13 protein-coding genes, 1 tRNA gene and 1 riboswitch are annotated in these 11,673 nt (G+C 68.6%); of the genes, 9 read left to right on the top strand and 5 right to left on the bottom strand.

Annotated elements, in window-relative coordinates; genetic code table 11:
• Window positions 1-68: 68 nt before the first annotated feature.
• A complete protein-coding gene (locus tag J3486_RS41710; RefSeq protein ID WP_207829368.1) occupies window positions 69-1,355 on the bottom strand; it encodes a PTS transporter subunit EIIC in 1,287 nt (428 codons plus the stop codon).
• A 191-nt stretch (window positions 1,356-1,546) separates the two neighbouring features.
• Here J3486_RS41710 and J3486_RS41705 point away from each other — a divergent pair, with 191 nt between their 5' ends.
• From J3486_RS41705 to rdgB, 4 genes are all read left to right on the top strand, one after another.
• The gene (locus J3486_RS41705) at window positions 1,547-1,780 is read left to right on the top strand and encodes a glucose PTS transporter subunit EIIB (protein WP_100593980.1); all 234 of its coding nucleotides are present in this window, start codon (window positions 1,547-1,549) and stop codon (window positions 1,778-1,780) included.
• 89 nt (window positions 1,781-1,869) lie between these two features.
• On the top strand, window positions 1,870-2,604 hold the full coding sequence (rph, locus tag J3486_RS41700; RefSeq protein WP_207829366.1) for a ribonuclease PH: 735 nt from the start codon (window positions 1,870-1,872) through the stop codon (window positions 2,602-2,604).
• Between the two features lie 135 nt (window positions 2,605-2,739).
• On the top strand, window positions 2,740-3,135 hold the full coding sequence (locus tag J3486_RS41695; RefSeq protein ID WP_207829365.1) for a hypothetical protein: 396 nt from the start codon (window positions 2,740-2,742) through the stop codon (window positions 3,133-3,135).
• Window positions 3,136-3,157: 22 nt separating this feature from the next.
• On the top strand, window positions 3,158-3,763 hold the full coding sequence (gene rdgB, locus J3486_RS41690; protein ID WP_207829363.1) for an RdgB/HAM1 family non-canonical purine NTP pyrophosphatase: 606 nt from the start codon (window positions 3,158-3,160) through the stop codon (window positions 3,761-3,763).
• A gap of 45 nt (window positions 3,764-3,808) precedes the next feature.
• On the opposite strand, the gene J3486_RS41685 is transcribed toward rdgB, so the two are convergent.
• The 3 genes from J3486_RS41685 to bcp form a co-directional block, all read right to left on the bottom strand.
• Window positions 3,809-3,892 (bottom strand) — tRNA-Leu (locus J3486_RS41685).
• A gap of 295 nt (window positions 3,893-4,187) precedes the next feature.
• A complete protein-coding gene (gene proP / locus J3486_RS41680) occupies window positions 4,188-5,690 on the bottom strand; it encodes a glycine betaine/L-proline transporter ProP (protein ID WP_207829361.1) in 1,503 nt (500 codons plus the stop codon).
• Window positions 5,691-5,833: 143 nt separating this feature from the next.
• Window positions 5,834-6,301, bottom strand: coding sequence for a thioredoxin-dependent thiol peroxidase (bcp, locus tag J3486_RS41675; protein ID WP_207829359.1), 468 nt, complete (start codon window positions 6,299-6,301; stop codon window positions 5,834-5,836).
• A 136-nt stretch (window positions 6,302-6,437) separates the two neighbouring features.
• Here bcp and J3486_RS41670 point away from each other — a divergent pair, with 136 nt between their 5' ends.
• From J3486_RS41670 to sugE, 3 genes are all read left to right on the top strand, one after another.
• Window positions 6,438-6,776: a DUF3618 domain-containing protein gene (locus J3486_RS41670; protein ID WP_207829357.1), complete on the top strand. Its 339-nt coding sequence runs from the start codon at window positions 6,438-6,440 to the stop codon at window positions 6,774-6,776.
• Between the two features lie 44 nt (window positions 6,777-6,820).
• Window positions 6,821-7,177 (top strand): co-chaperone GroES, encoded by a 357-nt coding sequence (locus J3486_RS41665; RefSeq protein WP_207829356.1) that lies wholly within the window; start codon window positions 6,821-6,823, stop codon window positions 7,175-7,177.
• A 65-nt stretch (window positions 7,178-7,242) separates the two neighbouring features.
• Window positions 7,243-7,303: riboswitch (guanidine-III (ykkC-III) riboswitch) on the top strand.
• Between the two features lie 32 nt (window positions 7,304-7,335).
• The gene (sugE, locus tag J3486_RS41660; RefSeq protein ID WP_207829355.1) at window positions 7,336-7,656 is read left to right on the top strand and encodes a quaternary ammonium compound efflux SMR transporter SugE; all 321 of its coding nucleotides are present in this window, start codon (window positions 7,336-7,338) and stop codon (window positions 7,654-7,656) included.
• Here sugE and J3486_RS41655 read toward each other — a convergent pair.
• Window positions 7,601-9,904, bottom strand: coding sequence for a transglycosylase domain-containing protein (locus tag J3486_RS41655; protein WP_207829354.1), 2,304 nt, complete (start codon window positions 9,902-9,904; stop codon window positions 7,601-7,603). The genes sugE and J3486_RS41655 overlap by 56 nt on opposite strands.
• 89 nt (window positions 9,905-9,993) lie before the next feature.
• Here J3486_RS41655 and J3486_RS41650 point away from each other — a divergent pair, with 89 nt between their 5' ends.
• Complete coding sequence (locus tag J3486_RS41650; RefSeq protein ID WP_207829353.1) at window positions 9,994-10,848, top strand: ABC-2 family transporter protein; 855 nt, start codon at window positions 9,994-9,996, stop codon at window positions 10,846-10,848.
• A gap of 46 nt (window positions 10,849-10,894) precedes the next feature.
• Window positions 10,895-11,671, top strand: coding sequence for an ABC transporter permease (locus tag J3486_RS41645; protein ID WP_207829448.1), 777 nt, complete (start codon window positions 10,895-10,897; stop codon window positions 11,669-11,671).
• Window positions 11,672-11,673: the final 2 nt, after the last annotated feature.

Raw genomic sequence — 11,673 nt, 5'->3', positions numbered from 1 at the left:
GGACGGAACATGACGAAGGGCCCCCGGACCGGTGGTCCGGGGGCCCTGTCGCGGGCAGGAAGTGAGGCTCAGGCCTTGGTGAGGTCCTCGACCTCTTCCTCCGGTTCGCGGCCCGGCGTCTTGATGTCGAACTTCGTGATCGCGAACCGGAAGATCACGTAGTAGACGACCGCGAAGCACAGGCCGATCGGGATGATCATCCATGGCTTGGTCGCCAGGTTCCAGTTGATCAGGTAGTCGATCAGACCCGCGGAGAAACTGAAGCCGTCCTTCACTCCGAGACCCCAGGTCACGGCCATCGAGACACCGGTCAGCACCGCGTGGACCGCGTACAGGGCGGGCGCGATGAAGACGAAGGAGTACTCGATCGGCTCGGTGATACCGGTGACGAACGAGGTCAGCGCCAGCGAGAGCATCATGCCGCCGACGGCCTTGCGGCGCTCGGGCCGGGCACAGTGCACCATCGCGAGGCAGGCCGCGGGCAGCGCGAACATCATGATCGGGAAGAAGCCCGTCTGGTAGATGCCCGCGCTCGGGTCGCCGCTCAGGAACATGTTGATGTCACCGTGCACCACCGTGCCGTCCGGCTTGGTGTACGAGCCGAACTGGAACCACAGCGGGACGTTGAGGAACTGGTGCAGACCGATGACGAGCAGCGCGCGGTTGGCGACGCCGAAGATGCCGGAACCGATGGCACCCAGGTCCTGGAGCCAGTTGGAGAAGCTCTCCAGGCCGTCGCCGATCGGCGGCCAGATCCACAGGCAGATCACCGCGAAGCAGATGCCGATGAAGGCCATGATGATCGGGACGAGCCGGCGGCCGTTGAAGAAGCCCAGCCAGGCCACCAGCTTGGTGCGGTGGAAGCGGACCCAGAAGAACGACGCCAGGAAGCCCATGATGATGCCGCCGAACACGCCGGGGTTCTGGTACGTGAAGGCGGCCACGGTGTTGTCCGCCGCCTGGCATCCGGTCGCCACCGCCTTCGCCCCGGACGCGCAGTCGATCGGGAACTGGTGCAGCACGCCCCGGTAGACCAGGAAGCCGGCCACCGCGGCGAGCGCCGTCGAACCGTCCGCCTTCTTGGCCATGCCGATGGCGACACCGATGCAGAACAGCAGCGGCAGACCGAGGTCCGAGTCGAGCAGCGCGCCGCCGGCGCCCGCGAAGACCTTGGCGACGTTGGTCCAGCCGAGACCGTCGGCGCCGAACACGTCCGGCTGGCCGAGGCGGTTGACGATGCCGGCCGCGGGGAGCACGGCGATGGGCAGCTGAAGACTGCGTCCCATCTTCTGGAGCCCCTGGAAGAAGTTGCTCCAGGGGCTCGGCCGGGGTGCGGCGGCGGCGTTCGTGCTCATGGGCGTCCTCCGGGAACACGGGTATCTTCGAGGGCGTTGCATACTGGTGTAGACCAGTTGCGGAACGGTCCTCGCGTGATCGTCATCCTTCGGGATGCCGGGAACTACCGCGCGCGAAGTTGGGCCAACCGTGGGTTACGGTGACAAAACGGCCCCCATGGCGGGTCGACCAGAGAGTCAGGGAGAAACCAATGGCCACCAAGGCTGAGAAGATCGTCGCCGGGCTCGGCGGGCTCGACAACATCGAAGAGGTCGAGGGCTGCATCACCCGCCTGCGCACCGAGGTCATCGACCCCTCCAAGGTCGACGAGGCCGCGCTGAAGGCCGCCGGCGCCCACGGCGTCGTCAAGATGGGCACCGCGATCCAGGTCGTCATCGGCACCGACGCGGACCCGATCGCCGCCGACATCGAAGACATGATGTGACCCGCTGAGTCACCCGGCGCGAGCCCGGCGAAGGCCCCATCCCTCCTGACGGGGGTGGGGCCTTCGCCGTACCGGATACGCTCACTCCTATGTCTCGCATCGACGGCCGCACCCCCGACCAGCTCCGCCCGATCACCATCGAACGCGGCTGGAGCAAGCACGCAGAAGGCTCCGTCCTCGTCTCGTTCGGCGACACCAAGGTCTTCTGCACCGCCTCCTTCACCGAAGGCGTCCCGCGCTGGCGCAAGGGCAGCGGGGAGGGCTGGGTCACCGCCGAGTACTCGATGCTCCCGCGCTCCACCAACACCCGCGGCGACCGCGAGTCCGTCCGCGGCAAGATCGGCGGCCGCACCCACGAGATCAGCCGCCTCATCGGCCGCTCCCTGCGCGCCGTCGTCGACACCAAGGCACTCGGCGAGAACACCATCGTCCTCGACTGCGACGTCCTCCAGGCCGACGGCGGCACCCGCACCGCCGCCATCACCGGCGCGTACGTCGCCCTCGCCGACGCCGTCGCCTGGGCCCGCGCCAAGAAGATCATCAAGGCCGGCCGGCAGCCGCTCACCGGCTCCGTCGCCGCCGTCTCCGTCGGCATCATCGACGGCGTCCCGATGCTCGACCTGCCCTACGAGGAGGACGTCCGCGCCGAGACCGACATGAACGTCGTCTGCACCGGCGACGGCCGCTTCGTCGAGGTCCAGGGCACCGCCGAGGCCGAGCCGTTCTCCCGCGACGAGCTCAACTCCCTCCTCGACCTTGCCGTTTCGGGCTGCGACGAACTCGCCGCCGTCCAGCGCAAGGCCCTTGAGGAAGCCCTCGGATAACTCCCTCCCCGGGTAAAGAACTCCCCAAGTAGGGTGGCAACCGATCAGCCGCCGACCGCGTCACTACGGGCAGGGGGAACGACGGCCGGAGCCGCGTGCCGTCCCCCTGTCCGCACTTCAGGGGAGGACCTGTCCATGGCCACGCGCCGTCATCGTCGTACCGCACTGTTCGCCGCATCGGCGGCACTGATCGTGGCCACCGGTGCCACCGTCGGCTGCTCGGCCGTCGACAAGGCGCTCGACTGCGTCCAGACCGCCGACTCCATCGCCGACAGCGTCACCGATCTGCAGACGGCGGTGGAGAACGCGGCGAACGACCCGACGCAGGCCGACGAGGCACTCGACTCGATCGACAAGAACCTCGACAAGATCGGCGACAGGACCGACAACGCCGATGTGTCGAAGGCCGTCGACGACCTCAACAAGGCGGTGGGCAACGTCCGTACGGCCATCAGGAACGGCGACGAGACACCCGACGTCACCCCGGTCACGGACGCGGCGGGCGAACTGACCAAGGTCTGCACGCCGTAGCGGAGCTCGTAGGCTGGGCGGTATGACCCGCCTCATCCTCGCCACCCGCAACAAGGGCAAGATCGTCGAACTCCGCGCCATCCTCGCGGACGCCGGCCTCCCGCACGAGCTCGTCGGAGCCGACGCGTACCCGGAGGTGCCCGACGTCCGCGAGACCGGAGTGACCTTCGCCGAGAACGCCCTCCTCAAGGCCCATGCCCTCGCCAAGGCCACCGGCCTGCCCGCCGTCGCCGACGACTCCGGCCTCTGCGTCGACGTCCTCGGCGGCGCCCCCGGCATCTTCTCCGCCCGCTGGGCCGGCAAGCACGGCGACGACAAGGCGAACCTGGACCTGCTCCTGGCCCAGCTCGGCGACATCGACGACGACGTCAACCGCACCGCCCACTTCGCGTGCGCGGCGGCGCTCGCGCTGCCGGACGGCACCGAGCGGGTGGTGGAGGGCCGGATGCGCGGCGTCCTGCGTCACGCGCCCGCGGGCACGAACGGCTTCGGCTACGACCCGATCCTTCAGGTCGACGGTGACACGCGAACGGCGGCGGAGCTGAGCCCCGACGAGAAGAACGCGATCTCCCATCGGGGGGAGGCGTTTCGGGCGTTGGTGCCGGTGGTTCGGGAGTTGTTGGGCTGAGGTTGTACGAAAAGGGGCCGCCCGCATGGGCAGCCCCTTTTCGCGTGCGGTTGGAGGGATTCGAACCCTCACGGGATTTCTCCCACGGGCTCCTAAGGCCCGGGCGTCTGCCTATTCCGCCACAACCGCGAAAATGCGGACATTTCGCCTACCTGGCGTGCTCCGCCCCGCCAGTGTACGGCGATGTTGCTCGGCGGGGGAGCGTGCCTCTATCCGCGGCACCAAGTCCTAGTCTGTGCATGGCAGTTGGGGCACAGGTAGAGCAGGTTGTCCTGGCGATCGTCCAGCATGTCACCCTTGACGTGGTCGATCTCCGAACCACCTCGTCCCTAGCGATCTGACCATCGGACTGTCACGCACGAAATGCGGGACAGTCCGATTTGTGTGGCCGAACCACAGAGGGCGACAGGGCGGGACGGGGCGGTCAGAACTTCGGGTCCGGGGTCTGTGCCTCGACCATCTCCACGGCCTCCTCCTCGGTCTCCACCGAGGGCGGGGAACCGGCGAGTGGCTGCTGGGCCGTTTCTTTCATGCAGGCCACCGCGATCACACCGACGAGCGCCGCGGCCATCGAGTAGTACGCGGGCATCATGTCGGAGCCGGTCAGGCCGATCAGGGCCGTGATGACCAGCGGCGTCGTCCCGCCGAACAGGGACGCGGAGAGGTTGTAGCCGACCGACAGGGAGCCGTAGCGCACGTGCGTCGGGAAGAGCGCGGGCAGCGCCGCGGACATGGTGCCGAGCAGGCAGACCAGGGACAGTCCGAGCAGCAGCATGCCGAGCGAGACCGCCCACAGGGCGCCGTTCTTGACCAGGAGGAAGGAGGGCACCGACAGGACGAAGAAGCCGAGCATGCCGCTCATCAGGAGGGGCTTGCGGCCGAACCGGTCGGAGAGCTTGCCGACCTGGTTGATCAGGCACATCAGCACGACCATCGTCGCGATGAGGATGAGCAGGCCGTGCGTCTCCGAGTAGCCCATCTCGTCCGACAGATAGGTCGGCATGTACGAGAGCAGCATGTAGTCGGTGATGTTGTACGCGCCGACCAGGCAGATGCACAGCACCAGCGTCGGCCAGTAGTCCCGGAAGATCTTGGCCAGGTCGCCCTTGGCCGTGGTCTCGACGGTGGAGGCCGCGTCGCTCGCCTTGTGGGAGGACGCGTCCTCCAGCTTCTGGAAGGCGGGGGTCTCGTCGAGCTTGAGTCGCAGGTACAGGCCGACGAGGCCGATGGGACCCGCGACCAGGAACGGGACGCGCCAGCCCCACGACTCCATGCCGTCGCTGCCCAGCCAACTGGTCAGGAGCGTGACCAGACCGGCCGCGCCGACGTACCCGGCGAGCGTGCCGAACTCCAGGAAGCTGCCGAAGTAGCCGCGGCGCTTGTCGGGCGCGTACTCGGCGATGAACGTCGAGGCGCCGCCGTACTCGCCGCCCGTGGAGAAGCCCTGGATCAGCCGGAAGAGGATCAGCAGGACCGGTGCCCAGAAGCCGATCGTGGCGTACGACGGGATCAGGCCGATGGCGAAGGTGCCGATCGCCATCATGATCATGGTCATCGCCAGGACCTTCTTACGGCCGATCTTGTCACCCATCGGGCCGAAGACCATGCCGCCGAGTGGCCGGACGAGGAAGGAGACGGCGAAGGTCGCGAACGACGAGATCAGCTGGACCGTGTCGTTCCCGGACGGGAAGAAGACATGGCCGATGGTCACGGCCAGGTAGGAGTAGATGCCGAAGTCGAACCACTCCATGGCGTTGCCGAGCGAGGCCGCCTTGACCGCCCGCTTGACCGCCGCCTCGTCGGTGACGGTGATGTCGGTACGGCGCAGCGGCGGGTTCTTGCGCCGTTTGACGGCGCGGAACAGTGCCCGGTGACGCTTGACCGCCTCCGGGTCGGGCGCCTGCCCTTCCTCGGTGTCGGTGGTCATGGAGCGGATCCCTTCTCTGGACGCTGGATGCGGAACTTGTCCAGGGGATCACTTGCTCGATCGTGGCGGTTGCAAACGAAAGTCCCCACCGAGGGGGACTTTCGTCACAACGCGGGTACCCGGGTCGGTCGGCCCGGATGCGGTCAGATGCCGAGATCCTTGATGATCTTCGCCACGTGGCCGGTCGCCCGGACGTTGTAGAGGGCCCGCTCGACCTTGCCGTTCTCGTCGACGACGATCGTGGAGCGGATGACACCCATGTAGGTCTTGCCGTAGTTCTTCTTCTCGCCGAACGCGCCGTACGCGTCCAGGACCTTCTTGTCGGGGTCGCCGAGGAGGGTCACCTTGAGGTTCTCCTTCTCGCGGAACTTGGCGAGCTTCTCCGGCTTGTCGGGGGAGATGCCGATGACGTCGTAGCCGGCGCCCGCGAGCAGGTCCAGGTTGTCGGTGAAGTCGCAGGCCTGCTTGGTGCAGCCCGGGGTGAGCGCGGCCGGGTAGAAGTAGACGATCGTCTTGCGGCCCTTGTGGTCGGCGAGGGAGACCTCGTTGCCGTCGGCGTCGGGCAGGGAGAAGGCGGGAGCTGTGTCGCCGGGCTGCAGTCGCTCGCTCATGGGGCACTCCATTGGCTTCGGGGTGTGGAACTCGGGTCGAGGGTAATAGGGGGTGCCGGGCGGTGGCGGACGCGCCGAGCTGACAGACTGTCCATCACGCAGCACGCAGTGACCCAGCGACCACGGAGGCAGCGCGGTGTCGGACACGTCCAGTACGCCGGATACGCGTACACCGGCGCAGATCGAGGCGGACATCAAGCGCCGCCGCGAGACCCTGGCCGAGACGCTCGACGAGCTCGGGGTGCGAGTGCACCCGAAGACCATCGTCGGCGACGCGAAGGCGAAGTTCGCCGCGCAGGTGGATCACACCGTCGGCCGCGCCTACGTCAGCGCCAACCGGCTGGTCTCGGACGTCAAGGGCCAGCTCGTCTCGGAGGAGGGTGCGCCGCGGCTGGAGCGGATCGTGCCGGTCGCGCTCGTCGTGGTCGGCGTGGTCGGGCTGCTCGCGCTGAACTCGCGGCGCCGCAAGAGCTGACCCGAGCACACCCCTCGCCGCGCGGGGCAGGTATTTTCGACGGCGTGAGCGCCAAAGATGACAAGCACAGCACCCAGCACGACAAGCTGCCCATCCGGATGCTGCACGACCGTGTGCTCGTACGGCAGGACACCGCCGAGGGCGAGCGGCGCAGTGGCGGCGGCATCCTGATCCCCGCGACGGCGGCGGTCGGCAAGCGCCTGGCCTGGGCCGAGGTCGTCGCGGTCGGGCAGAACGTGCGGGCGGTGGAGCCGGGAGACCGGGTCCTGTTCGACCCGGAGGACCGGGCCGAGGTCGAGGTGCGCGGGGTGGCCTACGTGCTGATGCGCGAGCGCGACCTGCACGCTGTCGCCGCCGACCGCTTCGAGGGCTCCGAGGACTCGACGGGCCTGTACCTGTAGCGTCCGCGGCGCCCCTGCACGAAAGGGCTGGTGACCATCGTCACCAGCCCTTTTTGCGTACCCTTTGCTACCTTTGCAAGGACCCGACGAGACGCGCCGTACCGGGACCTGCAAAGACGACGCACCCCTGTTGAGAACCACTGACGGAGGTGCCAGTCATGGCCTGGATCCTGATCGTGATCGCCGGACTTCTCGAGGTCGCCTGGTCGATCGGCATGAAATACACGGACGGCTTCACCCGCCTGTGGCCGAGCGTCTTCACCGGCGCCGGAATCGTCGCCAGCATGATGCTCCTGTCCTACGCGGCGAAGTCCCTGCCCATCGGTACGGCGTACGGCGTCTGGGTGGGGATCGGGGCGGCGGGTGCGGCCGTCGTGGGCATGGTGGCGCTGGGGGAGCCTGCCAGCGCCGCGCGGATCCTGTTCATCGGTCTGCTGCTTGTGGCGATCGTCGGGCTGAAGGTGACGTCAGGCCATTGAGGAAGTCGTCGCCGTTCTGCTGCTGCTGCTCGTTCGGGGTGTCCGACTGCGGGGCGAACGGGGAGTCCGTGGGGGCCGTCGTGGACTGGGTACCGGTGGGCTCGGTGGAGGGTTCCTCCGAGGTGGCGGGGCCGGTCGAGGACGGTGTCGAGGCGGACGGGTCCGCGGTCGCCGTCGCCGTTGCCGTCGGGACCGGGAGCTCCTCCGAGCCCGGCTCCAGTTCGAGGTCGAAGGCAGTGGCCGGGGTGCCGGACAGGGCCGTCTTCGTGAACTGGGCCCAGATCTGCGCCGGGAACCCGCCGCCGTTGACCCGGGACAGGCCCGCGACGCCGTACAGCGACTTGTGCGCGCCGTCCGGGTTCTGGCCCATCACGGAGACGACGGTGGCCAGGTCGGGGGTGTAGCCCGCGAACCAGGCCGCCGTGTCCTCCTCCGCGGTGCCGGTCTTGCCCGCGGCGGGCCGGCCCGCCGCGCGCGCCGCGGTACCGGTGCCGGTCTGTACGACCGAGCGCAGGATCGACGTCGTGGTGTCCGCGGACTCGCGGCTCACGGCCTGCCGGGAGTCCTGCTCGGGCAGGTCGACCTGCTCGCCGTCCTTGGTGAGGGAGGCGAGCATCGTGTACGTACCGTGCTTGCCGTGGTTGGCGAGCGTCGCGTACGCCTCCGTCATGTCGAGGACGCTCGCGGTCGACGGGCCGAGCGCGATCGAGGGGGACGCCGTCAGGTCCGGGGTGTTCTTCGGGATGCCCAGGTCGATCGCGGTCTGCTTCACCTTGTCGGAGCCGACGTCGACGGCCATCTGCGCGTACACGGAGTTCACCGACTTGTCGGTGGCGGTGCGCACGGTGATGTTGCCGTAGGAGACCCCGTCCTCGTTCTCGGGGGCGTAGTACCCGCCGTCCCAGCCCTGCACCGGGCGCTTGTTCGTGCCGTCGTAGATGGTGTTCGGCGTGATGGTGCGGCCGTCCTGCGTCGTCGAACCGTTCTCCACGGCGGACGTGAACACGAACGGCTTGAACGTGGAGCCGACCTGGTAGTCGCGGCGCGTGGCGTTGTTGACGAACTGCTTCGTGTAGTCGATGCCGCCGTACATCGCGAGCACCTTGCCGGTCGACGGGTCGATCGCGGCGCCGCCCGCGCGCACGTACTTGTCGACGTCGCGCGCGGACGTGTCGAGCTGCGACATCAGCTGGTCGTCCACCGCCTCGACGAAGGCGTCCTGCTTCTTCTTCTGGAGCGTGGTCGTGATGCGGTAGCCGCCGGTGGCGAGGGTGTCCTCGTCGAGGATCTTGTTGCTGGTGATGTAGTCCTTCACGGCCTGCACGATGTACCCGCGCTGCCCCGACATCCCGGCGGGCCCCTTCGCCTCCACCGGCATCGGGAACTTCATGTTCTGACGGTCCGAGGCGCTCAGCCACTTCTTCTTGACCATGCCGTCGAGCACGTAGTTCCAGCGCGCCACGGCCGCGTCCTTGTTCTCCGGGTGCGCGACCACGTCGTACGCGCTCGGCGCGTTCAACAGGGCCGCCAGGTACGCCCCCTGAGCGGTCGTCAGGTCCTCGACGTCGACGCCGTAGTACGCCTGCGCGGCGGCCTGGATGCCGTACGCGTTGCGCCCGAAGTAGCTGGTGTTGAGGTAGCCGGTGAGGATCTCGTCCTTGGACGCCTCGCGGTCCAGCTTGATGGAGATGAAGAACTCCTTCACCTTCCGGGAGATCGTCTGCTCCTGGCCCAGGTAGTAGTTCTTCACGTACTGCTGCGTGATCGTCGAGCCCGACTGCTTGCCCTTGCCGGTGACGGTGTTCCACGCGGCCCGGATCATCGCCTTCGGGTCGACCGCCGACTCGGAGTAGAAGTCCCGGTCCTCGGCGGCGAGCACCGCGTGCTGCACCGTCTTGGGGATCTGGGAGAGCTGCACGTTCTCCCGGTTGATCTCGCCGTCCCGGGCGATCTGCGTGCCGTCCGCGTACAGGTACACGTTGGACTGCGCGGTCGCCGTCGCGTTGGCGGGCGGGATGTCCACCAGGGCGTACCCGAGCGCGAACAGGCCGCAGCACAGCGCGACGAAGGCGATGACCGTGCCGAGCACCATCCGCCACGTCGGGATCAGCCGGCGCCAGCCCTTGCGCTTGGGCCGCTTCGCCTTCTTGCCGCCCTTGCCCCGGCCCGCCTCCGCGGCGGCGGGCTCAGCTGCCGAGGGCTCCCCGGCCGGGAGCGGTTCCTGCTGGGGCGGCTCGTCGCTGCTCATGTCCTGTGGAACTCCTGATTCGCGTCGAACGTCACGTACGCCACGGATATGTCTCGTATGCCTCACAAGCCTCCTACACCGTCGGGAAAATGCATGGCAGGCGAGGCCAGGCCGCCCATAGGCTGCCGACAGTGGGAGCTCTCCGGCTGTACGCGACCGTCACCGCGGGCGGACTGCGGCGGTACGCCACCTATCGCGCGTCCACCGTCGCCGGCATCGTCACCAACACGGTCTTCGGAATGATCATCGCCTGCGCCTATCTGGCGCTGTGGGACGAGCGCCCGCACCTCGGCGGGTACGACCAGGCGCAGGCGCTCACCTACGTGTGGGTGGGACAGGCGCTCTACTCCGTGATGATGCTCGGCATGCCGAACGGGGTCGAGGTCGAGCTGATGGAGCGGATCCGCAGCGGGGACATCGCCGTCGACCTGTACCGGCCCGTCGACCAGCAGTGCTGGTGGCTCTCCCTCGACCTGGGCCGGGCCCTGTACCAGCTGATCGGCCGCGGCGTCGTGCCGCTCACGGTCGGCGCCCTCGTCTTTCCACTCGCCCTGCCGCACGATGTCCTGAGATGGCTGGCCTTCCTCGTCTCGGTGCTGCTCGGCTGCGTCGTCAGCTTCGCGCTGCGCCATCTCGTGGCGATGTCGGCGTTCTGGCTGATGGAGGGGAACGGGGCGGCGCAGATGTACGGAATCGTCGGCACCTTCTTCTCCGGGATCCTGCTGCCGCTGAACGTCTTCCCCGGCGCCATCGGCGACCTCGCCCGCGCGCTGCCCTGGTCGTCGCTGCTCCAGATCCCCGCCGATGTGCTGATGGGCACGCATCCGCGGCGCGGCGTCCTCGGCAGCTTCCTCTTCCAGGCCGCGTGGGGCGCCGGGCTGCTCGCCGTGGGGCGCGCGGTGCAGACGGTGGCGGTGCGACGGGTGGTGGTGCAGGGTGGCTAGCTCCCGGGCCGCGGCCGCGGTGGCGACGGGCACCCGTACGTTCCGCATGATCAGCGGCATGTGGATCCGCTCCACGATGACGTACCGGGCGTCCTTCGTGATGACGACCTTCGGCAACTTCGCGGCGTCGGGCCTGGAGTTCGTCGGGATCCTGCTGATGTTCTCGCGGGTCGACCGGCTCGGCGGCTACAGCCTGCCCGAGATCGCCTTCCTCTACGGCACCGCGGGCGCCGCCTTCGGCCTCGCCGACCTGTTCGCGGGCTCGCTGGGGCGGCTCGGGCAGCGGGTGCGGGACGGAACGCTCGACGTGTTCCTGGTGCGGCCCGCGCCGGTCCTCGTGCAGATGGCCGCCGACCGGTTCACGCTGCGCAGGCTCGGCCGGGTCACCCAGGGGCTGCTGGTGCTCGCCTGGTCGGTGACGGCGCTGCACGTCCACTGGACCCCGGCCAAGGCGGCGCTCGTGCCCGTGCTGCTGGTCAGCGGCGCCGGGATCTTCGTCGCGGTGTTCATCGCGGGCGCGTCCTTCCAGGTCGTGGCGCAGGACGCGGCCGAGGTGCAGAACGCCGCGACGTTCGGCGGCACCGCCATGCTCCAGTACCCGCCCACCGTCTTCGGCGAGGGTCTGCTGCGGGGCGTGACCTTCGTCTTCCCGCTGGCCTTCGTGAACTGGGTGCCGGCGCTCTACATCCTCGGCCGCCCCTATCCGCTGGGGCTGCCGCAGTGGGTGGCGTTCGCGCCGCCGTTCGTGGCCGCCGCGTGCCTGGGCGCGGCGGGGGTCGCGTGGCGGGCCGCGCTGCGCGGATATCGCAGTACGGGGAGTTGACG

This window comes from Streptomyces sp. VRA16 Mangrove soil (assembly GCF_017377775.1).
In the GTDB taxonomy this organism is placed as follows: domain Bacteria; phylum Actinomycetota; class Actinomycetes; order Streptomycetales; family Streptomycetaceae; genus Streptomyces.
The sequence above is the reverse complement of the archived record's forward strand: the minus strand, read 5'-3'. Positions and strand labels throughout refer to the sequence as shown.